This is a genomic window from Streptomyces sp. NPDC031274, assembly GCF_055570235.1.
The window spans coordinates 195,271-220,590 of sequence record NZ_JBVIHP010000010.1; the positions used below are offsets into that span (position 1 = coordinate 195,271).

Annotated in this window: 23 protein-coding genes; 16 read left to right on the plus strand and 7 right to left on the minus strand. The window is 68.7% G+C overall.

The genetic code is table 11. From position 1 onward, the window contains the following. The first annotated feature begins 389 nt into the window (after positions 1 to 389). From ACZ5CR_RS18465 to ACZ5CR_RS18480, 4 genes are all read left to right on the plus strand, one after another. Positions 390 to 1,553 carry an ATP-grasp domain-containing protein gene (locus ACZ5CR_RS18465; protein WP_468858603.1) on the plus strand — a complete coding sequence of 388 codons (1,164 nt, stop codon included), beginning with the start codon at positions 390 to 392 and terminating at the stop codon, positions 1,551 to 1,553. A gap of 199 nt (positions 1,554 to 1,752) precedes the next feature. Further along, positions 1,753 to 4,491, plus strand: a complete 2,739-nt coding sequence (locus ACZ5CR_RS18470; protein ID WP_468858606.1) for an alpha/beta fold hydrolase — start codon at positions 1,753 to 1,755, stop codon at positions 4,489 to 4,491. A 14-nt stretch (positions 4,492 to 4,505) separates the two neighbouring features. Then, the gene (locus ACZ5CR_RS18475; protein WP_468858608.1) at positions 4,506 to 5,480 is read left to right on the plus strand and encodes an NAD-dependent epimerase/dehydratase family protein; all 975 of its coding nucleotides are present in this window, start codon (positions 4,506 to 4,508) and stop codon (positions 5,478 to 5,480) included. Position 5,481: 1 nt separating this feature from the next. Beyond that, positions 5,482 to 7,455: an aminotransferase class I/II-fold pyridoxal phosphate-dependent enzyme gene (locus ACZ5CR_RS18480; protein ID WP_468858611.1), complete on the plus strand. Its 1,974-nt coding sequence runs from the start codon at positions 5,482 to 5,484 to the stop codon at positions 7,453 to 7,455. A gap of 10 nt (positions 7,456 to 7,465) precedes the next feature. Here the strand turns inward: ACZ5CR_RS18480 and ACZ5CR_RS18485 are convergent, their stop codons facing one another. Beyond that, complete coding sequence (locus ACZ5CR_RS18485; RefSeq protein ID WP_468858614.1) at positions 7,466 to 7,912, minus strand: cupin domain-containing protein; 447 nt, start codon at positions 7,910 to 7,912, stop codon at positions 7,466 to 7,468. A 139-nt stretch (positions 7,913 to 8,051) separates the two neighbouring features. Between ACZ5CR_RS18485 and ACZ5CR_RS18490 the strand changes: the two genes are divergently transcribed. The 3 genes from ACZ5CR_RS18490 to ACZ5CR_RS18500 all read left to right on the plus strand — a co-directional run bounded on the left by ACZ5CR_RS18490 (position 8,052) and on the right by ACZ5CR_RS18500 (position 12,404). Beyond that, positions 8,052 to 9,833, plus strand: a complete 1,782-nt coding sequence (locus ACZ5CR_RS18490; protein ID WP_468858616.1) for a carbamoyltransferase family protein — start codon at positions 8,052 to 8,054, stop codon at positions 9,831 to 9,833. A gap of 161 nt (positions 9,834 to 9,994) precedes the next feature. Further along, complete coding sequence (locus tag ACZ5CR_RS18495) at positions 9,995 to 11,473, plus strand: esterase (RefSeq protein WP_468858619.1); 1,479 nt, start codon at positions 9,995 to 9,997, stop codon at positions 11,471 to 11,473. Positions 11,474 to 11,594: 121 nt separating this feature from the next. Continuing rightward, entirely contained in the window at positions 11,595 to 12,404 is an 810-nt protein-coding gene (locus tag ACZ5CR_RS18500) for an SDR family NAD(P)-dependent oxidoreductase (RefSeq protein WP_468858621.1), read from the plus strand. 33 nt (positions 12,405 to 12,437) lie between these two features. On the opposite strand, the gene ACZ5CR_RS18505 is transcribed toward ACZ5CR_RS18500, so the two are convergent. Continuing rightward, positions 12,438 to 13,547: a hypothetical protein gene (locus tag ACZ5CR_RS18505; protein WP_468858624.1), complete on the minus strand. Its 1,110-nt coding sequence runs from the start codon at positions 13,545 to 13,547 to the stop codon at positions 12,438 to 12,440. Between the two features lie 257 nt (positions 13,548 to 13,804). On the opposite strand from ACZ5CR_RS18505, the gene ACZ5CR_RS18510 reads away from it, so the two are divergent. Beyond that, positions 13,805 to 14,158 (plus strand): winged helix-turn-helix transcriptional regulator, encoded by a 354-nt coding sequence (locus ACZ5CR_RS18510; RefSeq protein ID WP_468858626.1) that lies wholly within the window; start codon positions 13,805 to 13,807, stop codon positions 14,156 to 14,158. A 28-nt stretch (positions 14,159 to 14,186) separates the two neighbouring features. Here ACZ5CR_RS18510 and ACZ5CR_RS18515 read toward each other — a convergent pair whose 3' ends face one another. Next, positions 14,187 to 14,726 (minus strand): GNAT family N-acetyltransferase, encoded by a 540-nt coding sequence (locus ACZ5CR_RS18515; RefSeq protein WP_468858629.1) that lies wholly within the window; start codon positions 14,724 to 14,726, stop codon positions 14,187 to 14,189. Positions 14,727 to 14,794: 68 nt separating this feature from the next. Beyond that, positions 14,795 to 14,989: a hypothetical protein gene (locus tag ACZ5CR_RS18520; RefSeq protein ID WP_468858632.1), complete on the minus strand. Its 195-nt coding sequence runs from the start codon at positions 14,987 to 14,989 to the stop codon at positions 14,795 to 14,797. A 185-nt stretch (positions 14,990 to 15,174) separates the two neighbouring features. Between ACZ5CR_RS18520 and ACZ5CR_RS18525 the strand changes: the two genes are divergently transcribed. Genes ACZ5CR_RS18525 through ACZ5CR_RS18535 form a run of 3 tightly spaced genes read left to right on the plus strand, consistent with a single transcriptional unit; the run spans position 15,175 to position 16,147 of the window. Beyond that, on the plus strand, positions 15,175 to 15,453 hold the full coding sequence (locus ACZ5CR_RS18525) for a hypothetical protein (RefSeq protein ID WP_468858635.1): 279 nt from the start codon (positions 15,175 to 15,177) through the stop codon (positions 15,451 to 15,453). Beyond that, entirely contained in the window at positions 15,450 to 15,995 is a 546-nt protein-coding gene (locus ACZ5CR_RS18530) for an MFS transporter (RefSeq protein WP_468858637.1), read from the plus strand. Before ACZ5CR_RS18525 ends, ACZ5CR_RS18530 begins: the two co-directional genes overlap by 4 nt. After that, positions 15,992 to 16,147, plus strand: coding sequence for a hypothetical protein (locus tag ACZ5CR_RS18535; protein WP_468858640.1), 156 nt, complete (start codon positions 15,992 to 15,994; stop codon positions 16,145 to 16,147). The genes ACZ5CR_RS18530 and ACZ5CR_RS18535 overlap by 4 nt, the downstream gene beginning before the upstream one ends. A 61-nt stretch (positions 16,148 to 16,208) precedes the next feature. On the opposite strand, the gene ACZ5CR_RS18540 is transcribed toward ACZ5CR_RS18535, so the two are convergent. After that, positions 16,209 to 17,276, minus strand: a complete 1,068-nt coding sequence (locus ACZ5CR_RS18540) for a YncE family protein (protein WP_468858643.1) — start codon at positions 17,274 to 17,276, stop codon at positions 16,209 to 16,211. Positions 17,277 to 17,499: 223 nt separating this feature from the next. Between ACZ5CR_RS18540 and ACZ5CR_RS18545 the strand changes: the two genes are divergently transcribed. Both ACZ5CR_RS18545 and ACZ5CR_RS18550 read left to right on the plus strand, forming a co-directional pair. Then, positions 17,500 to 18,348, plus strand: a complete 849-nt coding sequence (locus ACZ5CR_RS18545) for a class I SAM-dependent methyltransferase (RefSeq protein ID WP_468858646.1) — start codon at positions 17,500 to 17,502, stop codon at positions 18,346 to 18,348. Between the two features lie 182 nt (positions 18,349 to 18,530). Continuing rightward, on the plus strand, positions 18,531 to 19,634 hold the full coding sequence (locus ACZ5CR_RS18550; protein WP_468858647.1) for a hypothetical protein: 1,104 nt from the start codon (positions 18,531 to 18,533) through the stop codon (positions 19,632 to 19,634). A gap of 18 nt (positions 19,635 to 19,652) precedes the next feature. On the opposite strand, the gene ACZ5CR_RS18555 is transcribed toward ACZ5CR_RS18550, so the two are convergent. Both ACZ5CR_RS18555 and ACZ5CR_RS18560 read right to left on the minus strand, forming a co-directional pair. After that, the gene (locus tag ACZ5CR_RS18555) at positions 19,653 to 20,549 is read right to left on the minus strand and encodes an aldo/keto reductase (protein ID WP_468858825.1); all 897 of its coding nucleotides are present in this window, start codon (positions 20,547 to 20,549) and stop codon (positions 19,653 to 19,655) included. Positions 20,550 to 20,725: 176 nt separating this feature from the next. Next, a complete protein-coding gene (locus tag ACZ5CR_RS18560) occupies positions 20,726 to 21,760 on the minus strand; it encodes a LacI family DNA-binding transcriptional regulator (RefSeq protein ID WP_468858649.1) in 1,035 nt (344 codons plus the stop codon). Between the two features lie 332 nt (positions 21,761 to 22,092). Between ACZ5CR_RS18560 and ACZ5CR_RS18565 the strand changes: the two genes are divergently transcribed. Genes ACZ5CR_RS18565 through ACZ5CR_RS18575 form a run of 3 tightly spaced genes read left to right on the plus strand, consistent with a single transcriptional unit; the run spans position 22,093 to position 25,277 of the window. After that, positions 22,093 to 23,364 carry an extracellular solute-binding protein gene (locus tag ACZ5CR_RS18565; RefSeq protein WP_468858651.1) on the plus strand — a complete coding sequence of 424 codons (1,272 nt, stop codon included), beginning with the start codon at positions 22,093 to 22,095 and terminating at the stop codon, positions 23,362 to 23,364. Continuing rightward, positions 23,365 to 24,375, plus strand: a complete 1,011-nt coding sequence (locus tag ACZ5CR_RS18570) for a carbohydrate ABC transporter permease (protein WP_468858654.1) — start codon at positions 23,365 to 23,367, stop codon at positions 24,373 to 24,375. Further along, positions 24,372 to 25,277: a sugar ABC transporter permease gene (locus tag ACZ5CR_RS18575; protein ID WP_468858657.1), complete on the plus strand. Its 906-nt coding sequence runs from the start codon at positions 24,372 to 24,374 to the stop codon at positions 25,275 to 25,277. Before ACZ5CR_RS18570 ends, ACZ5CR_RS18575 begins: the two co-directional genes overlap by 4 nt. Positions 25,278 to 25,320 lie beyond the last annotated feature (43 nt).

The window sequence follows — 25,320 nt, forward strand, 5'->3', positions numbered from 1 at the left end:
TTCCATGCCCGGGGAACGGGGACCCGTGAGCGGACCAAGGAAACCCCTCCCGAACAACGGAAAGGGGAGAGCCGACGGGGGGGGGTGGCGGCCCCCCCCCCCCGCTCCGTTACGCCCGAACCGCTTCGCCCTTCTTGTCTCATCTTGCATATGCGGTGTCAAATGGCCCCTGTCTTCCTGTACGGGACGAATTCATGGCGAATGGCGAATGCAGCTCACCGAGCGGGATCGGCAAGAGCCCTTCCATGCCTATTCGGCTAAAGCTTTACTTGTGATTTAAATCACATGCAATCGAGCAAATGATCATGATTGGTCATGTCCACACGCCTGTATCTCGTGTGGCACGATGCACCGAGTTGGTTGGCTAGCTTTAATACGGGGAGACAAGCATGCCGACGATGATTGTTATCGGATACAGGGACGACCTCGATCAGGCGCTCCAGCGTCGAGGACTGGATCCTTGCTATATCGTGCAGGCGCCCATGAGCGCGCCCGATGGGCGACGCTTCAAGCGTGTCGCCGACATTGAGAACGTCCACGAAGTATTGAGGGCGGTGCTCGCTGCCCGTGTCGATGATGTGGCAGGAGTGCTCACCGTCCATGAAATGGGTGTGTTCGGCGCCGCTTATCTGCGGCAGCAGTTGAACCTCCCCGGGAACTCCGACTCGAAGTCCGCCCTTTATTTCCGGGACAAGTACCTTCAGAAGAGTGCGTTGCCGTCGCGCATCAAGCGGGCGCACTGCAGATACGTATCGAAGGACACGTCGTTCCTGGAACTTTCCGGGGAGCTGGGGGACGTATTCGTCGTCAAGCCGGCGACCGGGGCAGGCTCGCTGCGTACGAACATCGTCCGTTCCGCGGAAGACTACGCGCGGGCCCTGGAACTGTTCCCGGGGCAGTCGGATGTCGCGATCGTCGCAGAGTCGTTCGTCGACGCCCCCGAGGTCTACATGGACGGCATCTGGAGGAGCGGCCGTCTTCAGTGGTCGTCCATGAGCAGTAACCACATCGCGCCGCTCAGCGCTGTACAGGGCGGCATCCTGTCCGCGCACATCCTGGACCGGCGGCTGCATCCGGAACTGTTCGAGGAGGCCGAGGGGCTCGCCGGGCAGGTGCTCGAGAGCCTCGGCGCACCCGACTGCGTATTCCATATGGAAGCGTTCGCGCAGGAATCCGGACTGACCTTCGGCGAGCTCGCCATCCGGCTCCCAGGGGCACTGTCCCCACAGGTCAACAAATTGACGTTCGGCGTCGACCTCTTCGACGTGGAGATCAGCCTGGCGCTCGGGGAAGAGCCGACCCATCCTCTGGGCAGCGGCGCGCCCGACCGCTTCTACGGATACATTCTGCTGCGCCGCTCGAGCGACGGCACATTGACGCAGAAGGATTTCGAGCGCAACTTCTCCTTCGACGAGATCGAATATCCTTCGTCGCCTGATGCGTCGATCGGCCCTTACGGCCGTTTCGGGCAGGCGATCGTGTCCGACCCCGACGAACTGAAGCTGCAGAAGACGATCGACGAAATCGTGCGATTCAACGAGTTCGGCGGTTGACGCGAGCCGCGCTTCTGTGAGCGGTTTCTGCGAGAACGTCTGAATCTGCGAAAACTTCTGAATCTGCGAGAAATTGCGGGATCGGCACATACCTCCGGGCGCCAGGCTGCGCCCGGCGGCCTGATCCGGCTGCATTCTCGGACATTCCCAGCCATGGTGCTTCTCTTTGGATTTTCTCTGACCGGAGGTCGTCACACCTATGCCGGATCAACGTCATGCCTCGACACTCCCGCAGTTGCTCGAGCGTGCGGCTCAGGACACATCGCGAGGCATCACTTTCATCGGCGGCTCGTTCCTCTCGTACGCCGAGTTGCGGGAGTGCGCCTGCCGGATCGCTCAGGGGCTGCGCGACTACGGCACTTCCCCGGGTGAGCGGGTGCTGATCTCCGCCCACGATCCTGAGAATTTCTTCCGCGCGTTCTGGGGGTGCGTCCTGGCCGGTGTCGTGCCCTGCCCGGTCGCACCACCCGCCGACCCTTCCCGGTGGCGTGCGCAGCTCGAGCACCTGCGCACGCTCTTGGGCGACCCCCTGGTCATCGTCTCCAAGGAGTCCCACGGCGATCTGCCCGATGTCGGCCTGCATGCCTTGACGGTCGAGGAGTTGAGCCACGCCTCGGCCGAGCACGGTCAGCTCCCTGCCGCCGCCCCGGACGATCTCGCCGTACTGATGCTCACCTCCGGGTCCACCGGATCGAGCAAGGCGGTCAGGCTCACGCACGCCAACCTCCTCGCGGCGCAGGCCGGGAAGGCGGGGGCCCTGGCTCTGGGGCCCGACGACACATCGCTGAACTGGATATCGGCCGACCACATAGCCGCCATCGAGGCGAACCTGCTGCCGATGTTCAACGGCGCCGATCAGGTCATGGCGACCCCGGCCACGGTGCTCGCGGACCCCGTCGAGTTCCTCAGGCTGCTCGCGGCCCACCGGGTGAGAGTGACGTTCACGCCCAACTTCCTGTTCGGGCAGCTCAATCAGGCTCTCGCTCAACGTCCCGTCCCCCCGGACGAGTTGGACCTATCGCAGGTGCGGCACATCATCTCCGGCGGCGAGGCCACCGTCACCGGGACCGTGCGGGCATTCCTGGATGGTCTCTCTGTATACGGACTGCGCCGCGATGTGATCGTGCCCGCGTTCGGAATGACCGAGACGTGCGCGGGCAGCGTGTTCAACCGTGAATTCGCCACCCGTGACCTGGAAACGGAGTTCCCTCCGCTGGGCCGTCCCGTGCGAGGGCTGCACATCCGCGTCGTGGACGGCAATGGCGAGGTGCTTGCCTCCACCGACCGGCCCACGACAGGCGAGTCGGGTGAGGTGCAGCTGCGCGGCACCATGGTCACCGACGGGTATTTCGGCAATGACGAGGCCACCGCCCAGGCGTTCACCCCCGATGGCTGGTTCCGCACCGGCGACTTGGGATGTCTCGACTCCGAGGGCCGGTTGACGCTGGTCGGCCGGACCAAGGACTCCGTCATCGTCAACGGTGTCAACTACTACAGCCACGACCTGGAAGCGGTCCTCGACGAGCTGGACGGGGTGAAGCGGGGACAGGTCGCCGCCTTCCCGATCCGACCCGACGGCGCCGACTCCGAACAGCTCGCCGTCGCGTTCGTCCCCGCGGGTGATCCGGCCGACGACTCCGCCGTGTACCGGGCCCTCGTGGCGATCCGCAGCTCCACGGTGATGCACTGGGGATTCCGGCCCCAGCTGATCCTCCCCGTCGCCGAGGCGGAGATCCCTCGCGGAAACCTCGGCAAGATCCAGCGGTCGCGGCTGCGCGCGGCCGTCGAGAACGGCGGCCTGGATGAGGCCGTCCGCCGTTCGGACGAGGTGAGCACCCGCTTCCTCGGCGAGTACGTGGCGCCTGAGGGCGAAGTCCAGATTGCTCTGGCCGACATCTACGCGCGCGTACTGAACACCGAGAAAGTACCGACGACCGCCAGCTTCTTCGATCTGGGTGGAACCTCGCTGGACGTGCTGCGGCTCAAACTGGAGATACAGACCGAGTTCGGCATCGACGACGTACCGATGTCCACGCTCCTCCAGGCCCCGAGCGTGCGCGCGTTGGCCGGCCGCCTGACCGCCGCACGGAACGCCGACGGAGACTCCGCCTACGACCCGCTCGTGCCACTCCAGGTCACCGGGGACGGAACGCCGTTGTTCTGCGTCCATCCCGGCCTGGGGGAGGTGCTCGTGTTCGTCAATCTCGCCAAGTACTTCACCGGCGAGCGGCCCTTCTACGCGTTGCGGGCACGCGGCTTCGGGCGGGGCGAGAGCCACTTCGAGTCGTTCGACGACATGGTCACCACCTACGTGGAGGCGATCCGGCGGACCCAGCCCAGCGGCCCTTACGCCGTGGCGGGGTACTCCTACGGCGGGGCGGTCGCCTTCGAGATCGCCAAACGCCTCGAGGCGGAAGGCGACGAGGTCAAGTTCGTGGGCGTCTTCAACCTGCCGCCGAGCATCTCCGGGCGCATGAACGAGATCACGTTCACCGACGGCGCGATCAACCTGGCGCTGTTCCTGGAGTTGATCGCCGCCGCGGACGTCGAAGGGCTTACCGCCACCCTGCGCCCCCTGCCCGAAGCCGACCAACTGGCCTATCTCGTCGACCACGCTCCGAAGCGCCGCCTCATCGAACTGGACCTCACCGTCGAGCAGTTCACCACCTGGGTGCACCTGGCCCAGAGCATGGTGCACCTGGGCCGCACCTACGAACCCTCGGGGTCGGTCGACGACGTACGCGTCTTCTACTGCACTCCGCTCAAGGGCACCAAACAGGAGTGGCTGGACAACCAACTGCGCCACTGGGACGACTTCACGCGAGGTCCCAACCAGTACATCGAGGTCGACGGGGAGCACTACACCCTCATGAGCCCGCAGCACGTGCAGAACTTCCAGGCAACTCTTCGGCAGGAACTGACCCGAGCGCTCGGCTAAGGACGGACACAGGAATGCACGGCAAGAAGATTCTCGTCACGGGTGGGACCGGGCAGGTCGCGATGCCCGTGGCCGAAGCGCTCGCCCAGGACAACGAGGTGTGGTGTCTGGGCCGGTTCGGTGACCCGGCCGCCCGCAAGGCCATCGAGGAAATGGGTGCGCACACCTTCACCTGGGACATGGCCACCGACGAACTGGCGGACCTGCCGGGCGACTTCACCCACGTACTGCACTCGGCGGTGCACCGGGGTGACGGCCAGGACTTCGCGGAGACCGCACGGATCAACGCAGCGGGCACCGCACGGCTGATGACGCACTGCGCGGCCGCCGAAGCCTTCTTGTACGTGTCGTCAGGAGTGGTCTACAACCGGGCCGACAGCACCCATCGGTACCGCGAGAGCGACGCCGTGGGCGGGGCGGTGCCATGGCTGCCGACGTACCCGGTCGGCAAGCTCGCCGCCGAAGGGGTGGCCCGGGGGCTGGCCGAGGCGCTCGGGCTGCCGACGGTGATAGCCCGGCTCAACATCGCCTACGGCCCGTACGGCCACGGCGGCGTGCCCATGATCCTGTTCAAGCAGATGCGCAAGGGGCAGCCCTGCGCGGTGCCGCGGCAGGGGCAGAACTACTGCAACCTGCTGCACACCGACGACCTCGTCCGGCAGGTGCCGCTGTTGTGGAGTGCGGCGGGGACGCCCGCGCGGGTGGTGAACTGGGGCGGTGACGAGGAGGTCGGCATGACCGACCTCCTGGAGTACATGTCCGCGCTCACCGGTGTTCCGGTCCAGCTGGACCGCAGCGACTACAGCCGAGAGACGGCGATCTTCGATCACGACGTGCGCCGGGGGCTGATCGGCGACTGCTCCGTCAACTGGAGAACCGGCATCGCCCGCACCTTGGGCGAACTGTTCGAGGAGTACCGCGACCGCATCGACGCGTACGTGGAGGCGGACGTCGACGAGCTCGCGGCGGAACGAGGAGTGGAGCACTAGCATGCGCAGGCCCACAGACGCAGAAGCGCTTCAGCGGATGCTGAGCGCCGCCCTCGGTTCCCGCGAACCAGTGAGCTCTCTGGCCCAACTCGGCCGAGACGAGGACGCGTTCGCCGCGCTGGATCCCGCGGTGCTCCAGCGTCCCACCCTGGTCGGCGGCGGCGCCCTGTACAACCCGACGAGCCCCGCTCCCACCGCCCGCTCGGTCGATGAGCTGGTGCGTCGCGCGCGGACGCTCGGCATACCCCAGATCCTCGTGCCCAACGTCCGCCGCACCGACGACCCCCGTGCGCTGCGGGCAGCCGGCTTCGTGCCCCTCGCCGCCGGAGCCGAGAGCGTCGTCCGCCTGACGGGGGACGTCGACGAAATCCTGCGTGCCCGAATCGGTGGCGGTCGGCAACGCGCCCTGCGCCGCTGTCACGACGACGTCTCCCGTGAACTCACCTGGGAGCGGATCCGCCTGAGCGAGCTCGCCGGGGCGTCTTGGGCGCGAGACGCCTTCGTGGAACTCCACCGGCGCCGGGCGGAACGCCACGACGGCGGCCACAACCCGTACAGTGCCCAGGCGCTCGACGCGCTGGCGGACGGCGTGCTGGCGGACCGTACGGAGATCATCGTGCGCCGCCGAGGAGACACCGCCGTCCAGGTCGCCCTCACGGCCAGGTCTCACAACGGCCGGGGGCTCTACCACCTGACACAGGCCATCGACCAGGACGATCCGGCAGCGGAGAACGACCTCCACGCAGCGGCCCTGTACGGGCTGTACGCCGACGCCCGGCGTTCCGGCCTCCACTGGGTCCATCTCGGCCCGGGGGAGACCGACGGCAAGCGTCAGCTCGGAGCCGACCTGTTCGTCCCCCTCGACCACTGGCTGCGTGCCGAAGGCCTGACAGCCCTGGCTCCGGAAGAAACGGAGGCAGAGCAGAGACTCTCGAGTTTCGCGGCTCCTCCCGTCACGACCGTGCCGGTGCCGGGCCCGGCACGCTCCCGCCACCAACCGCGGTTCGACACCATCGACCTGTCGAGCAACACCAACCCGTTCCTGGGCGCCGGGGGCCACTACCCCCATCTCGACACGACCGAGCTCGCCGAGACGTACCTGGACACGATCTCGAAGCTGCCAGGACACGAGGGCACCGGCGCACTGACCGCGGATCATCTGCTGTTCTCCAGCGGATCGGTCGACGGCGTCATGCTGCTCCTGGCGGCGCTGGCCTCGCCCGATGAGAGCGTGTGCGTGACACCTCCCACCTTCCCGCTCTACGCCCACTTCGCCCGCCTGCTGCGCCTGCCTCTGGTCGAGGTGCCCCTGGGCGGCGATGACCTGTCCGAGCTCGACACGGACCGGATCCTGGCGGCCGATCCGCGGGTGACCATCCTGTGCGACCCGAACAATCCCGTGGGTACCCGGCTCGATCCGGCGCAGGTGCGGGCCCTCGTCACCGGTACGCGGGGTCTCGTCGTGATCGACGAGGCGTATGTCGAGTTCAGCGAGAAACCCTCGTACGCCGGTCTTGTCGCCGAGCACGACAACCTCATCGTGCTCAGAACCCTCTCGAAGGCGTGGGGGCTCGCCGGCGCCCGCTGCGGGATCGCCCTGGCGCAGCCAGGCATCATCGACGCACTGCGGCGGGTGCAGGTGCCCTTCGGGTTCACCGACGCGTCGCAGAGCGCCGTACGGGACCGGCTGACGAACGCGCGGCGAGCCCTCGCCAGCATCCGGCACATCCGGTCCGAGCGCGACCGGATGGCGCGGCTGCTTGCCGATCACCCCACGGTGGAGCGGGTGTTCCCCTCAGAGGCCAACTTCCTGCTCGTCCGGCTCCACAAGCACGAGCGCGTCATGGAGCAGCTGCACGACGCGGGGATCATGGTCGCCGACGTCGGTTTCCTGATCCCCGCCACCTGCCGTATCTCCATCGGCAATCGGCGTGCGAACGATGCACTGCTCGCCGCGCTTTCGGATGCGGTGTGAACCGGTTTGGTCAGGATCCTGTGATGCCGTCCAGCTGAAGAGGTTCGTTCGCCCCGTCCTTCAATTCGACCACCACGAACGACAGAACTTCGTCGCCAATATTCTTCAGGTCATGGAGGTGGAAACGCCCGTCGGCGAAACTGAAATGCTGGGTATGCCCGCGGACGTACGCTATCTCGCGACTGCTGCCGTCACTCGCGTGTTGGCGGGCTCTGCCGTCGGTGAGGGCTGTCCAGGAATAGTCGAGTATGTGCCGGTGAACGGGAATGCGCTCTCCGGGCTTGAGGTGCGTCTCCCAGACGCGGACCGAATCCGTCTCTTTCACAAGGGACTGGCCGATGCGGCCGTTGTGGGTGTTGCTCTCGAATTCCTGGTGCAGCGGAGGACTCCAGCGATCAAATCCTTCGGCTACGACCGTGCTGTTCAGAGGGGTGACGGGGGACGAATTGTGGCCCACGGAGCGGATCCTTTCGGTCACTGGTGTGCGTCGCAGGCACCCTATCTGAAATGCGCGCGGACCAAGTAGCCTGCCGGGCACCGCAATTGCCACGTTGCCGTAGTTTCCGTAGTTGTCGCGTTGAGGAGGATGAAGGCCTGTGATCGTGCTCGGTTACAACGGATTCACCAGGGGTGCGGAGCTTTTCGGGCGTCTCTACGGGGCGACCGGCGTCGGTCGCAATCTCCTGGTGGGGCACGATGCCGCGGCGGCTCTGACCATTGACGGCGAGGTGGTCGCCGCCGTCGAGGAGGAACAGCTGAGCCGGGTCAAGAAGACTTCCGACTTCCCGGCGAACGCGATCACATGGTGCCTGGACTCCGCCGGTGTCGAACTCGGCCAGGTCGACGTCTTCGCATTCCCCTGGCGCTTTTCACCGACGGTGGCCGAGGAGACGATCGCGCAGATATGCGATGCCGAGATGCCGGTCGTGGCGAAGTTCGACGCTCTGCGGCGCACGGGTGAGCTCTACACCGGCATGCTCAGCCGCGAAGCGGTGTACGGCGACTTCGTCCAGCGCACCGGCTACGCGCTGGACCCCAACAAGCTCGTCCTGGTGCCCCATCACCTGGCCCATCTCATGTGCGGCGCCTATCTGGCCGGGGGCGGTGACGCGGCCTTCCTGGTGAGCGACGGCAGGGCCGAGACCCTCTCCTCCGTCATGGGTGAGCTGCGCGACGGCGTGGTGCGCCTCTTCGACGAGAGCACCGTCGGCATGGCCGACTCGCTCGGCGTGGCCTACGGCAGGATCACCCGCTATCTGGGGTTCGTCCCCAACAACGACGAGTACAAGGTGATGGGCCTCGCCGCCTACGGCCCGCCGCCGCGGCACAACCCCCTGCTCGAACGCGTGGTGCGCCTGCACGAGAACGGCTCGTACACCCTCTCCGTCCCCAGCGACATCGGCGCCTACTACGCGCTGTTCGACGAGCTGTTCGGCGGCGACAGCGAGAAGCGCGAGGAGTTCGACTTCCGGGCCAAGGTGGCCGGTCTCGCGCAGCACATGGTCGAGGCCGTCACCGCTCATCAGCTGCGGGCGCTGACCGCCGCCTCCAGCCTGGACAACCTGCTCTTCGAGGGCGGCCTGGCGCTCAACTGCGTCGCCAACACGAAGATGTTGGAGCGCTCGTCGTTCACCGGCATGGAGGTCAGCTTCGGGGCCAGCGACCCGGGTGTCGCCATCGGCGCGGCCGTGTACACCGCCGGTCTCAGGAACCGGCCCGCCGACGCCGTCACCACGCCCTACCTCGGACCCTCGTACGACGAGCGGCAGATCCTCGACACGCTGGGAGAGTACGCGGACCGCGTCGAGTGGCAGGAGGAGGCCGACACCGCTTCGGTCGCCGACAGGGCGGCGGAGCTGCTGGCCGAGAAGAACGTGGTGGGCTGGTTCCAGGGCCGCGCCGAGTTCGGACCGCGCGCCCTGGGGAACCGCAGCATCCTGGCCAACCCGGCCTTCCCCGACATCAAGGACATCATCAACATCCGCGTCAAACACCGTGAGCCCTTCCGCCCGTTCGCGCCGGTCGTGCTCGAATCCGAGGCTCCCCGCGTCTTCGAGATGGGCAAGAAGACCTCGTCCCCGTACATGACGTTCGTCTTCCCGGTGCGCAAGGAGTACCAGGAGCGGATCCCCGGCGCCTGCCACGTGGACGGCACGGCGCGGGTCCAGACGGTCGACGAGCGGCAGAACCCCGCGCTCGCACGGTTGTTGCGCGCCTTCACGGCGCGGACGGACGTGCCCTGTCTCCTCAACACCTCCTTCAACGTGGCGGGTGAGCCCATCGTCTGCTCGCCGCGTGACGCGCTGGAGTGCTTCCTCGCCACCGAGATCGACCATCTGGTCATCGACCGGTTCGTGGTCACCAAGAAGGGCCGCTGAGCCCTGGGAGGCAGCAGTTCCGGACAGAAAGAACCACGGAAACGAAGGACGCGTACAACCCTTGTGCCCCATCCGGTGTCGAACAGGGCGCCGGACAAGGAACGGGCCCTTTCCGGACACCCTCGCGCTTGCCCGGCCACCTTCCTTCACAGGAGCCGCTCGTGCGCAAGAACCGTTCGGCCGCCCTCACCGCGGCCGCATTTCTCCTTCTGACCGGGGCAGGCATCGCCGCTGCCCCCTTCGCTGTCGCCGGCACCCCTGGGGGGACGCACGCCGACGACCGCAACAGCGACTTCAACGGCGACGGATACGAAGACGTGCTGGTCGGAGCCCCCGGGGCGACGGTCAGCGGCCAGAAGGGCGCCGGTCTCGTCACGGCCCAGTACGGCTCGTCCAGAGGCATAGGCACCACCTCTGTCGACAGGTTCAGCCAGTCGACGGCGGGCGTCGCGGGCGCCGCGGAGGCGGGCGACGGCTTCGGGACGGCCGTCGCCACCGGTGACCTGGACGGCGACGGCTTCGACGACGCGATCGTCGGCATCCCCGGCGAGGACATCGGCGACACGGCGGACACCGGTGGCGTCGCGATCCTGTGGGGCTCCAAGCAGGGCCTCAGCGGTGCCGACAGCGACTGGCTGGAAACCCAGGAGCCCACCAAGGGCGAGAAGTTCGGCCTGAGTCTCGCCGCGGCGCACTTCACCGGTGAGACGCCGGGCGACGTCCTCGCCGTACTGGACCGTGACGACCTGGAACTCTTCGCGTACGACGCCGCACCGCAGGCAGACGGACAGGCACCGCTGCGGCGGCAGGCCACCGAGCGTCTCTCCGCGGCGGCCGCCGGACGCGACATCGTGCCGAAGTCGCTCACCACCGGCGACTACGACGACAACGGATTCGCCGATCTCGTGGTATCCGGCGTGACCGTGGGCGACGAGCCTGGGCACGGCTGGTCCGCGTACTTCTCGGGGAACGCCGACGGCCTCGCGTACGAGCACGATCTGCGCGGCGGCCCCGTCGCGGCGTCCGGCGACATCGACCACGACGGATACGACGACCTGGTGACCGGCGAGCCCAACTCCCCGGACGACGGGGGCGAAACGCAGACCGGTGGCCTGGTGGGCGTCCGCTACGGCGACCCGGACGGCCTCAAGGACGAGGCCAAGTGGTGGACACAGGACAGTGCGGGCGTGCCCGGCACCGCCGAGCGTGGTGACGGCTGGGGCGCCGATCTCTCCGTGGCGGACACGGACGGCGACGGCTATGCGGACGTTGCCATCGGGGCGCCCGGCGAGGACATCGGGACGGTCGCGGACGCCGGAGCGGTCTGGGTGCTGCGCGGCGCGGGCACCGGCCTCACGGCGACCGGCGCCAAGTCCTGGGACCAGGACTCCGCGGACATCCCCGGTGTGCCCGAGAAGGGTGACAAGTGGGGTGCCCAGGTGCGCCTGACGGACCCGAACCGCGACGGCCGCTTCGGTCTCCTGGCCGCGGCGCCCGGTGAGAACGCCGGTGACGGAACGGTATGGGTCCTGTCCGCGGGGGCGAGCGGCATCACCGCGTCGGGGTCCTGGACGTACGGCGCGGAGTCGCTCGGCGCGCCGGGCAAGGCCGCGGCGTTCGGCGCGGCGATCGACGAGTAGGAACCGGCGGCCTCCGGCGGGCCTTCCGGCAAGCTGTCCGAACGTGGTCGTGAGCGGCCCGCGGTTGTCTACGTATGATCGCGGCGATGTGCTCACGACTGCGTTCGGAGGCTGAACAGGCATGCCAGAGAGTCGCGTTGTCATCGTCACGGGCGGCGGAACGGGCATCGGCGCCGCCACGGCCCGGCAACTGAGCAAGAGCGGGCACCACGTCGTCATCTCCGGGCGGCGCCCCGAGCCGCTGCGCCGCGTCGCCGAGGAGACCGGTGCGCTGGCCCATCCCGCCGACGCGGGGGATCCCGCGCAGGTCGCCGGGCTCGTCGATGCGGCCGTGAAAGCCTACGGCCGCGTCGACGGTCTCGTACTCAACGCCGGGGCCGGGCGCAGCGGAGCCGTCGGTGACCTCTCCGACGAGGACTGGGACACCGTCCTTCGAACCAACCTCACTGGTCCCTTCCAGCTGATGCGGGCCGCGCTTCCCCATCTCCTGGAGGCGCGCGGCTCGGTGGTCGCGGTCGCCTCGGTCGCCGCGCTGCGCAACGGCGTGGCCAACGCCGCGTACGCCACGTCCAAAGCGGCGCTTCTCCAGCTGTGCCGCTCCCTCGCCGTCGACTACGGCAAGTCCGGCCTTCGCGCCAACACCGTGTGCCCCAGCTGGGTGCGGACCGAGATGGCCGACCGGCGGATGACCCGGTTCGCCGATGAGGCCCGGCTGGGGGACGGCGGTGCCGACGCGGCGTACGAGGAAGCGACGCGGCTCGTCCCGGCGGGGCGGCCGGGAGAGCCGGAGGAGGTCGCCGAGGCGATCACCTGGCTGCTCTCGCCCGCCGCCTCCTTCGTCAACGGCGCGGTGCTCACCGTGGACGGCGGCGTGACGGCGGTGGACCCGGGAACCTCCGCGTTCGACTTCAGCATCGCACCGCGCGCCTGAGAGCCAGGGTCCAGGGCCGGGAGAACCAGTGGCTCAGCCGAAGCGCTCCACGCGGAGCTGGGCGGGTGGGTACGGCGAGAAGGAGGTCGTGCCCACCGACCAGTAGCCGCCGTCCGTGCCGGGGATCGGGGCGATGGCCTCGGGCAGATAGGCGGTAGGCGTCTCTGGGCCGCGTTCACTGATCCAGGCCGTGCCGTCCCAGCGCAGGTAGTGTGCGCGCTTCTGGTCCCAGAAGTCCCAGCCGGAGATCCGGTCGGGCCGACCCGTGGCGTCGCCCGTGATGCCGCTCAGGAGACCGACGGTGAAGGGGGACTGGACCGCGTTCCACTGGACGCCGTCCCAGCGCTGCAGCACGACGCCGGGCGGTTTGCCGGGCGGTCCGCCCACGCCGTACGCGTATCCGGTGAGCCAGATGTCGTCGTGCGCGACCGGGAGCAGACCGGTCACCGAGGCGCGGATGCCGAGCGCGCGGGGCACCACCGTCCAGGCGCCGTCCCAGCGGGCGATGATGTCGCCGAAGACCCACACCTCACCGTCGGGGGTCACATGAACGCCGGACGGCGTGGGCGCGGCCTCGTCCGGCAGTGGTCGGCACCAGCGCCATGTCTTGCCGTTGCCGTGCATCAGTCCGGCGCGGTCACCGTGCCGGCCCGACACCCAGAACCGGCCGCCGGGAGCGGACGCGACACCGGTCAGCCGCGTCCCCGGTTCGCCCCGGCCGGGAAACGCGGCCTCGCGCCAGGTCGTGCCGTTCCAGGAGAGGAGCTGGTCCTGCCCCGCGGTGTTCGTGCCGATGGCCCAGGCCGCGCCGCCCGGATCGGCGGCGACCGCACGCAGGCCACCGGTGTACGTCAGGTGGGAGAGGTCGGTCAGTGACCAGGCCGAGCCGTTCCAGCTGAGGGCGAGCGGGGTGCCGACGGTGCCTCCGTAGCGCCCCTGCTCGCCCACGGCCCAGGCGCGTCCGGAGCTCGCGGCGGCGACCGCGAGCAGCTGGGCGGCTTCCTGCCCGGCCGGGGCGGTGACCTGCTGCCAGGCCGCGGCGGCGGCATCGGGCCGTGCGGTGGCGGCGCCGGCCAAGGGCACGGGGAGGGTCAACCCGGCCCCGGTGATGGCCAGTCCACGGACAAAGGCGCGTCTTCGCATGGAGGGGAACCCTTCTCTAGGTCCTGCTCGAAGTCCTGCTTGAGGTCTTTTCGGCGGCAACACCCTGAACCGGGGGAGGTGAGCCGTCAATGCACGCGGATGCGCAATTCGTGGTGGACTCTCCGAAGCCGGCGACAGAGACTCGATGCCCGGAGAAGAGCTACTTCCCTGAAGGGGGACACATGAGCGCCGACTCGGCTCGGACGAGGCTCTCGACGGCGGTCGGCGCATCAGTGAATGCGCAGGTGAGAGCGCCGGTGAGTCCGCAGGTCTGCCCTGTCGGTCCGGTCGTCGACATCGTGTTCAGCCGCTGGACCACGGCGATCCTGTGGACGCTCCATGAGTACGGCTGTCTGCGCTTCGTGGAACTGCAACGCGGTATCGCCGGCATCACGCCCAAGGTCCTGACGCAGCGGCTGCGCCAGCTGGAACGTGACGGCCTGGTGGTCCGCACGTACTACCTCGAGGTGCCGCCGCGGGCGGAGTACGAGATCAGTGAACTCGGGCGCAGCCTGGGGCCGTTGTTCGCGACGCTCGCGGAGTGGTCCACGGACAACCTGGACAAGGTGGAGCGGGCCCGGACGGATTTCGACGGCGACGGCGGGAGCTGACTTCGACGATCAGGATCAGGGCCTGAGCTCAGCCCGCCGGGCGGTCGATCCGGTAGAGGTAATGGGCGCGGTCGTCGAGGGGGTTGTCGGGTTCGAGCGACACTTCGGCGACCCGTCGCAGCCCCGCCTTCTCCAGGACGCGCCAGGACGCGGGGTTGCCCACGTGTACGGGGACGAGCACCGCTGTGGCCTGGGGACGGTCGGCCCACGTGGCTCGGACGATCGCCTGGATCATGCGGGTGCCGAGCCCCTGGCCGACCCGCCGGGGATCACCGATCAGGTAGTCGATGGTCATGGCGCCCCGGGGGATCTCCACCTGGCCCGCCAACTCATCTCCGTACTCGGGGTAGTCGGCGAAGCTTGAGCGCTGGACCAGGCCGAACGGTTCGCCGTCGAGCAGCATGAGCAGGTCCTCCGACGGCTCCTCCCCACGGGCCGCCTGGCCGAAGTCGCGTGCCACCGCGGCGGGTGAGGTCTCGTGGTTCCACCAGCGCGCGACGTGCGGCTGTTCCAGCCATCGCCGCAGCAGGGGGAAGTCCGGTTCGTCGAGTCGACGCCAGCTGATCATGGGACACCTCGGGGGAGTGGTACGCATTGTCCAGATTTCCAGACGTCCTGATTTCTAGATTGCCTCACTCAACCCCCGTACGTGGCCTCGGACTCGCCGAGCACCGCGGCGAAGTCCGTGGCGAGCCGGGCCGCGTCCGTCACCTCCAGAGTGGCTGTGGTGATCCGTACGGCGGTGGGCGTGGCGATACGGAAGCGCGCCCCCGCGGCCACCCACCAGCCGCGCGAGCGCAACCCGTTGACCACCGCGGACTCGTCCCGCACCGGGGCCCACACGTTGATCCCGCTCGCGCCGCGCGCCGCGATCCCATGCCGCGTGAGCTCGCCGATCAGTGCGTCGCGCCGCTCGGTGTATGTGCGTTCGGCCCGACCGACAAGGGGCGCGCGCCGAGGGATCGGCCATCGTGCGTTCGACCGTCTCCTGCAGTACGTGACTGACCCACCCCGAAGTGAGCAGCAGCCGCCTGGGCGGCTTGGGAGCCGTCGGCATCGCGGGGGCGCCGCTCGCGGGCCGCCTCGCCGACCGCTTCCCCGTCACCCGCGTCATCATCGGCACCCAACTCCAGCAGGCCGTCGCCCTGTTGGCGCTTCTTACGACGGACAACCTCTCCCTGCTCCTGCTGTGCTCGTCCGTCAACAGCCTCGCCGACTGCGGCGCCAATGTCCTCACCAAGCTGTACGCCGCCCGTATCGCGGGCCCGGAGCGCACCAGGTACCAAGAGCCGTGACGCGCTCCGTCTCGAACGCGGGATGGGCCATCGGCGGCCTGTCCGGCGCACTCGCCCTCGCCGTCGGCACCACCTATGCCTACCAGGCCCTGCTCATCGGCAACGTGGTCAGCTTCATCGCCGCCTCGGTCCTCACCCTGCGCTGCGCGGAACCGCCGTCGCCCTCTTGGGTGGTCACCGACTCCACGGCCCCCGCGCCCCCTGTTCTTCCGTCCAGCCCGTGGCGAGACCGCCCCTACTTGCTGTTCACCGCCACCGAGGCGGCGCTCTTCCTCGACGACGCGGTGATCCAGGTCGGCATGCCGCTGTGGATCGTCCACGCCACCGACGTCCCGCACGGCCTCGCGCCGCTGCTCATGGTCCTCAACTGCGTGCTCGTCGTCTGCTGCCAGGTCCCGCTGTCGCGCTTCGGGGGTACGCCGGACGGGGCCCGCGCACTCCTCGTCCCCCTGGCCGCCTGCTTCGTCGTCGGCTGCGCCGCCATGACGGCCTGTCGTCGTCCGCCCAGCGCAGCGGGGGACCGCTCCTGGTCACCGCCGTGATCGCCGCGGGCCCCCTCGCCTGGCCGCTGCTCGGCGCGGGCGTGGTCGTGACGGTCGCGGCGCAGAGTCGTCTCGTACGCGAGCGGCTGCGGCCTGAGAAGGCGTACCGCCCGCCACGGTTGCGTGGCGGGCGGTACGCGGGGAGGTATTGAGCGTCTGCGGCTTCAGTGGCCGACGTCTCAGCGGCCGCGATGCCTCAGCGGCCGCGATGCCTCAGCGACCGACGCGGATGCGGTGCGCCTGGTCCTGGCCCTCGGGTCCGGTGCCGGACTTGTCGACCACGAACGCCGTACCGCCCGTCACCTGGACGTGGTTGGGGTTGGCGCCGGTGGTCAGTGTTTCGACGACGGCGCCCTTGGCGGGGTCGACGACCGAGACGGTGCCGGGGGTCCGGTTGGCGACCAGGACGCTGCCCGAACGCCGGTCGGTAGCGACGGACAGGGCGCCCGCGCCGGTCGGCACGGACTTGGTGACGGCGCCCTTTTTGAGGTCGACGACCGAGAGGCCACCCGCGGCCTGGTCGGCGGTGTAGGCGGTGCGGCCGTCCTTGGAGAGCGCGATGGAGATCGGGCCGTCGCCGGTCGGGATGAGGCGGGGGCTCGCGCCCTTCGGGGTGATCTCGATGATCTGGTCGCCATTGAGGTCGGCGGCGTAGGCGGCGCCGGTCCGCGCGTTCACGGCGAGGCCGGTCGGACTCGATCCCTCGACCGTGACGCGCTTCTTCTCCTTGAAGGTGCGGGTGTCGAAGGCGACGACGGTGCCGTCGCCGAAGCCGCTCGCCCACGCCGTGTTGTGCTTGGCGTCCACGACGATCTCGCGGGCGTGGTTCACGCCGGGCAGCGAGGCGAGGTGCTTGCCGGTGCGCTGGTCGTAGACGGCGACGGAGTTGTCGCGGGTGTTCGTCGTCCAGACGGTGTTGTGCTCGTCGTCGACGGCGATTCCGTAGACGGCCTCGACGGCGCCGGTCTCGGCGTTGGTGACCGGAGGCGTGTAGCTGGCCTTCACCTTCAGCGTGCGCGGGTCGACCTTCAGCAGGCTGGAGGCGGTGACGGGCGGCCGGCCCACCGCGGAGGTGGCCCACAGCACGTTGTTCCGCTCGGAGTACGCGGACTGGTAGAGCCCCTTCACGAGCGGCGCCGACTCGACGGTCGAGCCGGACGCTTTGCCGGAGGCCTGTCCGGGCTGCGCGGACGCCGTACCGGTCAGGGCCAGCGCGCTGCCGGCGGCGAGGGCCACGGCGACTGCGGCGGTACGGCGGATGCGGCAGGTGAGTGAGGTCATGCTGCGTCAATCTCCTTGACTGAGGCGCCTCCAAGAGAGGCGATCACTCGATAACTTAGCTTAGCCTAACCTAAGTCACACACCTCACGTCATGTGGCGCCCGCCACACGCGACTCCAGGGACTCTAGGCGGAACGGTGAGGCAAACCCCCACCGCCATAAGCCAGTTGGCCGGATGTGACCGCGGTCGATGATCGGCGAGGCTCCTCCCATAGGCTGGCGCGGTGACTGATGAGCAGGAGCGGGTGCGGCCGTCGGGAGTGTGGGCCACGGCGGTGGGCGTGGCCAGGGTGCGGGCGCTGGAGACCGAGCGGCAGAACGCGCCGTTCCGCGACCCGCTGGCGCAGGCCTTCGCCACCGCCGGTGGGCTGTGGCCCTCCTCGCCGCCGCCCGATGACGAGGCCGCGCGACGCCGTCGGCTGGCCGTGTCGTTCTCCATCGCCATCAGGACGAAGTTCCTCGACGACCTGTTGCAGCAGGCCTCCGCGTCCGGGGTCCGGCAGGTCGTGCTGCTCGGCGCAGGCATGGACAGCCGGGCCTTCCGGATGGACTGGCCCGAGGGCACGCGGCTGTTCGAGGTCGACACCGCCGCGCCACTGGACTTCAAGGCTTCGGTACTGCGCCAGGAGCGGGCCGTCGCACGCTGCGAGCGGATCACCGTCGCGGCGGATCTGCGGGAGGACTGGCCGGGCGCGTTGGCCGCCGCTGGGCACGACCCGGCCGTGCCGACCGCGTGGATCGCCGAAGGACTACTGATCTATCTGCCCGAGGACGCGGTGGAGCTGCTGTTGGCCCGGATCAGCACGCAGTCGGCGGCAGGCAGTCGGATGGGGCTGACATTGGGCTCGCGCGGCGTGATCGAGCGCTTCGGCGCGGACGCCGCGCCGGGGTCGGCGGCGTCCATGTGGGTCTCGGAGATGCCCGACGACCCGGTGGGCTGGCTGGTCGGGCACGGCTGGGAGGCCGAAAGCCACACCCTGCGCGAGCGCGCTGCCGCCTACGGCCGCCCGATCAGCACCCCGCCGCAGCGCGAGGAGCGGCCCGGCGGACTGATCTCGGCGGTCCGCCGGTAGAGCGCCTCCCGGTTGCCCAGACGATCGAATCCGAGGGGGCCTGATGAGTGGAGCAGGTCGAGCTCCTGCGCAAACGAGTCCGGTCCGACCTCGACCGCGGGCTTGGTCACGGCGTCGATCATCACCACCGGGAAGAGCGAGATCGCACCCGGCGTGATCAACATCCCTCTACGCTGCCTGACATGGGCGGGATAGATGTGGCCAACGGAGTAGTCGGCGCCGTGCTGGGGATGCTGTTCGCGGTGCTCTTCCAGCAGCCGTTGCAGAACGGCTGGTACCGGCTGCGCACGCGCTCCACGCGCGCGGTGCGCGGCCTGAGGCAGCGTGAGGAGTCAAGCCCCGCCTGGAGAACCTTCTCGCTGGGCCCGCTCCACACATCGGCGCTGATCGTGGAAGGGGACGGCGAGTCGTCCATCCCCGCCGAGGCCATCTACGCCCAGGTCCTCGACGAGGAGATCGAGCTGCCTTCCGACATGGTCGCCTGGCGTGCCGAGATCGAGGAGGAGAGCGAACGGCTGCGCGCGGAGGGCCGGACGCCGCTGTGGAACGGTCCTCGCTACGCCGTCGAATCCTTCGACGTCTCACGGACCGCGCTCGACGAACAGCCGGAAGTGCACCTGCGGTTGCGCCCGACGGACTACTACACCTTCCTGGCCGCCCAGCAACTGGACCGCCGACTGGCCGACGGGACCACACCCCGCTCCCGCCATCTCGACCCGGACGACCCCCTCCGTGCCCCCGCGTTCCTGCAGTGCAGTTTCGCGGTCAACATCGCGGTGGTGACCGCCGACGACATGCTGGTCGTCAGCCAGCGCAGTGACCGCGTACGGATGGCGCCGGGAGTGTGGAACTCGTCCGTCAACGAGGGCATGTCCCGGCACATCGACTCGTCCGGCAGGAGCGCCCCCGACCTGCACGCCGTGGCCCGCCGTGGCATGCGCGAGGAACTCTCCATCGAGCCGCACGAGTACTCCATCGAACTGCTCGCCTTCGTGCTCGACATCGACAAGCGCCACTGGAGCGCCCACTTCTACGCCCGGCTGAAGGACTTGACCGGCGAGGGACTGCAGGCGCGTATGAGCAGGGGAGTCGCGGACAGGTGGGAGCACCAGACCATCGACTACGTGCCGTTCCGACCCGCGACCGTGATCAAGTACGTACTGCGTGCCGACCGCGTCCACCGGTGGGCCCCGCTGGCCCCGGCGCTCTTCCATCTCGCCCTGGTGCACGTCTACAGCCGCACGCCGGTCGAGAGGGTGGGGGCGCAGATCGTCCGGCGGCTGTAGGAGCGGCTGTAGGAACGGCTAGGGCAGCGGGCCGCCGCGGGCGGTGACCCACAGGTCGTACCACTCCTCGTGGGTGAGGTCGGGTTCGCGGTGCACGGCATCCCGGCAGAGGCGGATGCGCTCGGGGCGGCTGGTGCCGACGACCGGTGCGATCCGCGCCGGGTGCCGCTGGAGCCACCACAGCAGGATGGTTTCCGGTGTTGTCCCCTTGCGGGCGGCGAGGTCGGCGACGAGGCGTGCGGTCGGTGAGTCGCCGCCGTCGGTGAAGCGGCCCCGGGCGAGAGCTCCCCAGGCCTGGAGCTGGATCCCGTTGGCGCCGCAGTATTCCAGCGTCCCGTGCGGGAAGCCGTTGCCCGCCGCGGCCGGGGTGTTCACGAGCACGCCCGCCTCGACCCAGTCGCGCCTCTCCAGGCTCATCTCCAGCTGGTTCGCGACCAGTGGTACGTCGAGATGCGTCCGCAGGTGCTCGATCTGCGCCGCGCTCATGTTCGACACCCCGAAGCGTCTCACCAGGCCCTGCCCGTGCAGTGAGACCAGGGCCTTCGCTATCTCCTCCGGTCCCGTCAGCGGATCCGGCCGGTGCAGGAGCAGTACGTCGATCACGTCGGTGCGGAGCCGGGTGAGGCTCTCCTCGACGCGCCGGACGATGCTCGGCCCCCGCAGGTCGTACAGACCGGGCCTCTCACCGTCCGCGAGGCGGATGCCGCACTTGGTCTGCACAACGATGCGCTCGCGCAGTCCGGACGCCCTGGCGAGCACCTCCCCGAAGACCGCCTCGGACTTGCCGTGCCGATAGATGTCGGCCTGGTCGAACACCGTGATGCCGACGTCGAGCGCCGCCTCCACCGCGGCCTCGGCCTCGGAGATGTCCTCGGCGGTGTACGGCGTGGTGTCCCAGGTGCCGCCGAGTCCCATGCACCCGTACAGCACACGGCTGGCGTGTACGTCGGTCTGTGATGCCATGTCTCCTCCTGCGCTTCCGTGTGCGTGGTGACCCGGCCATCGTCCCTCAGGGCCGTGACTCGGCTGCCGGGGTGAGGAGTTGGCCCCTGCCGATGACGTCGATCTCGACGGGCGGCGGCTGCTCCGGCCTAGGCAGAGTGCTGTTGCGGCCTGCCGGAGGCGGTCGATTCGCGGACCACCAGTTCCGGCATGAAGACGAACTCGCTGTGCGGGGCCGGGGTTTTGCCGATCTCCTCCAGGAGGGTGCGGACCGAGGCCTGGCCCATCGCCTGGACCGGCTGGCGGATGGTGGTCAGCGGGGGATCGGTGAACGCGATGAGCGGGGAGTCGTCGTAGCCGACCACCGAGATGTCCCGCGGCACCTCCAAGCCCCGTTCCCTGGCGGCCCGGACGGCGCCGAGCGCCATCATGTCGCTGGCGCACACGATCGCCGTGCAGCCCCGGCCGATCAGCGTGCCCGCCGCGGCCTGACCGCCCTCCAGGGTGTAGAGGGAGTGCTCGATGAGCTGCTCGGAGTCCGCGGGCGACATCCCGAGGCGTTCGCGCATGCCGATCTGGAAGCCCTCGATCTTGCGCAGCACGGGCACGAAGCGCTTGGGACCCACCGCGAGCCCGATGCGGGTGTGGCCGAGCGAGGCGAGGTGAGTGACGGCGAGGCGGGCCGCGGCCCGGTCGTCCGTGGAGACGAAGGGGGCCTGCACCTTGGGGGAGAAGCCGTTGACGAGGACGAAGGGAACGCCCTTGCCGCGCAGTACTTCGTACCGCTCCATGTCGGCGGTGGTGTCGGCGTGCAGTCCTGAGACGAAGATGATCCCGGAGACGCCGCGGTCCACCAGCATCTCGGTGAGCTCGTCCTCGGTGGAGCCGCCGGGCGTCTGGGTGGCAAGGACCGGCGTGTAGCCCTGACGGGTCAGGGCCTGGGCGATGACCTGGGCGAGCGCGGGGAAGATCGGGTTGTCCAGCTCGGGTGTGATCAGGCCGACCAGGCCGGCGCTGCTGCGCTGCCGCAGCCGCGTGGGACGTTCGAATCCGAGCATGTCCAGGGCGGCGAGGACGGATTCGCGGGTGGTCGCCGCCACACCGGGCTTGCCGTTGAGCACGCGGCTGACGGTGGCTTCGCTCACCCCCGCCTGCGCTGCGATGTCGACGAGCCGTGCGGTCATGCAGGGACTGTATCGGTGATCGGCCGGATTGCACACCGGTTGAAAGCTTGCAGAAAGTTCTGCTCCTGCAAGGAGCTTGCGGGGGAGTCGGGAGTGGGGGAGGGCAATCGCCACTTCAGGGGCCTGTCAAGCGCAGCAAAGGCAACCGTAAGGACACACGGTGGTAACGATCAGCAGGCCTTGCAGAAATTTCTCGCAAGGTCTTTCGGGCGCTTTTCAATCCTGTTACGTTCCGTGGCAACCCGGCGCCGCGTCGAGTGCGGCTTCGTTGGAGGCAGCTCAGTTGAGGGGTCTCGCCTCCCCTTGTTCCGGGATCAGTTGAAGGAGTTCACATGCGGCGTGGCATAGCGGCCACCGCACTGGTCGGGGCCCTGGCTCTGACAGCGGCAGCGTGCGGTGGGGATGACGGTGACAGCGGCAGCAAGGGTTCGGGCAAGCTGTCCGGGACCGTCACTTTCTGGGACACCTCGAACGACGCGGAGAAGGGGACCTACGAGAAGCTGGCCAAGGGCTTCGAGAAGCTCCACCCGGACGTCAAGGTCAACTACGTCAGCGTCGCGTTCGGCGAGGCCAACGCCAAGTTCAAGAACGCCGCGGGCGGCAACTCCGGCGCTCCCGACGTGATGCGCACCGAGGTCGCCTGGGTCGCGGACTTCGCCAACCTGGGCTACCTCGCCCCGCTCGAGGGCACCCCCGCCCTCGACAAGGCGGACGACTACCTCCCGCAGGCCGCGGCAAGCACCAAGTTCAAGGGCAAGACCTACGCCGCCCCGCAGACCATCGACACCCTGGCGCTCTTCTACAACAAGAAGATGCTCAAGGAAGCCGGTGTGGAGGCGCCCAAGACCTTCGACGAGGTGAAGACCGCCGCGAAGAAGATCAAGTCGAAGTCCGGCAAGACCGGCCTCTACCTGCGCGGCGACGACCCGTACTACTACCTCCCGTACCTCTACGGCGAGGGCGGCGACCTCCTCGACACCAAGAACAAGAAGGTCACCGTCGACGGCCCCCAGGGCGCCGCGGCCTTCAAGGTGATGAAGGACCTGGTCGACTCCAAGGCGGCCACCACCGACGCGAGCGACGGCTACAACAACCAGCTGAACGCCTTCAAGGACGGCGACGTCGCGATGGCGCTCGACGGCCCCTGGTCCATCGAAGGCGCACTGCAGGGCAAGGAGTTCAAGGGCGACAAGGCCAACCTCGGCATCGCCCCGGTGCCCGGCGGCAGCGACCGCCAGGCCTCCCCGCAGGGCGGCTGGAACCTCGCCGCCTACGCCGGGTCCAAGAACCTCGACGCGAGCTACGAGTTCATCAAGTACATGAGCTCGGCCAAGGTGCAGCAGCAGACCACCGAGAAGCTGAGCCTGCTGCCCACCCGTACCTCGGTGTACGACGTGAAGTCCGTCAAGGACAACCAGATGGTGCAGTTCTTCAAGCCGGCCGTGGACAAGTCGGTGGAGCGGCCGTGGATCCCGCAGGCCAACGCCCTGTTCGAGCCGATCCGGCTGCAGATGGAGAAGGTGCTCAGCGGCAAGGCCTCGCCCGACGACGGGGCGAAGGGTGTCGGCGACGCCTACCGCAAGCTCCTGAAGGACTACAAGTAAATGGCTGTTGACAGCAGCCAGTCATTGGCCGCGACCGCGGACGCCCACAGCGTCCGCGGCCGCGGCCCGCGGACCGGCAAGACACCAGGACGGCTGCGCAGGTCGCTGTCCACCCACTGGTACGCCTGGGCCATGGTCGCCCCCGTGGTGGCCGTGATCGGCGTGATCATCGGATACCCGCTGGTGCGGGGCCTCTACCTCTCGACGACCGACGCCAACGAGGCGAACGTCGAGCGCAGCATCGGTATGAACCACATCCCGGCGACCTACAAGTCCGTCGGTCTGGACAACTACACCGCGATCCTCTCCGACAGCGTCTTCTGGGACAGGCTCACCTGGACCATCGTCTGGACCGTCTCCTGCGTAGCGATCTCCTTCGCCCTCGGCCTCGCCCTGGCGAACATGCTCAACCGCAAGCTGGCGGGGCGCTCCCTCTACCGGATGGCGCTGATCCTGCCCTGGGCGGTGCCCGCCTTCGTCTCCGTCTTCACCTGGCGCCTGCTCTTCAACGAGAAGAACGGCATCCTCAACAAGATCCTCGCCGGTGGCGGCATCGACGCCATCCCGTGGCTCAACGACCCCACCTGGGCCAAGCTCTCGGTGATCACGGTCAACGTCTGGCTCGGCGTCCCGTTCATGCTGGTCGCCATGCTCGGCGGCCTCCAGTCCATTCCCGGGGAGCTCTACGAGGCCGCGGAGATGGACGGCGCGAACGCCTGGCAGCGCTTCCGGCACATCACCCTGCCGGGGCTGCGGACCGTCAGCAGCACCGTCATCCTGATCAGCGGCATCTGGACCTTCAACATGTTCCCGGTGATCTTCCTGCTCACCCGGGGCGGTCCGGGAGACTCCACCGAGATCCTGGTGACGTACGCCTACCGGCTGTCGTTCGTCGTGAGCCCGCGCGACTTCGCGAGCTCCGCCGCCTGGGGCGTCGTCATTCTGCTGCTCCTTTCGCTCTTCGCGGTCGTCTACCGCCGCGCGCTCCGCAAGCAGGGAGAAGTGTGGTGACCACCATGACCGACGGGAAGAGCCCGTCCCCGGCCGGGCCGAAGTCCCGGAACCTGCCCAAGGCGAAGGTCAGGGAGCGCGGCGAACGCGGGCCGCTGGCCTCGGTCGCGCTCCATGCGGGCCTGCTGCTCGCCTGCGCCACCGCCGTGCTTCCGCCGCTGTGGCTGCTCATCACCTCGTTCAAGCCGACGAGCGAGGCGTTCTCCACCGACCTGGTCAAGGACTTCACGTTCCGCAATTACGACCACGTCGTCAACGACACCGAGTTCCTGAGCTGGCTCGGCAACTCCCTGGTCGTCGTGGGACTGACCACGGTGATCGGCGTCTTCATCTCCGCGACCACCGGCTACGCCGTCAGCCGCTTCAGGTTCCCCGGCATGCGGTCGCTGATGTGGCTCCTCCTGATCACCCAGATGTTCCCCGTCGCGGTGCTCATCGTGCCGCTCTACAACCTCCTGGCGAGCCTCGGCCTGCTCAACCAGCCCGTCGGCCTGGTCGTCACCTATCTGACGATCGCCGTGCCGTTCTGCGCCTGGATGATGAAGGGGTACTTCGACACGATCCCGGTGGAGATCGACGAAGCCGGGCGAGTGGACGGACTCAACCCGTTCGGCACCTTCTGGCGGCTGATCGTGCCGCTGGCCAAGCCCGGTCTCGCCGTCACCGGCTTCTACAGCTTCATCACCGGCTGGGCCGAAGTCGCCTACGCATCCGCCTTCATGACCGGCGAGGAGAACCTCACCCTGGCGGGCGGCCTGCAGACCTTCGTCAATCAGTACACCAGCGACTGGGGCTCGCTCACCGCATCGGCCGTGATCGTCGCGGTGCCCGCTGCGGTGATCTTCGGCTTCGTCCAGCGCCACCTCGTCTCCGGCCTCACGGCCGGCGCGACGAAGTCCTGACACGGCACCCCCCCCTCGTACCCGATCTCGATCTCAGGGAAGA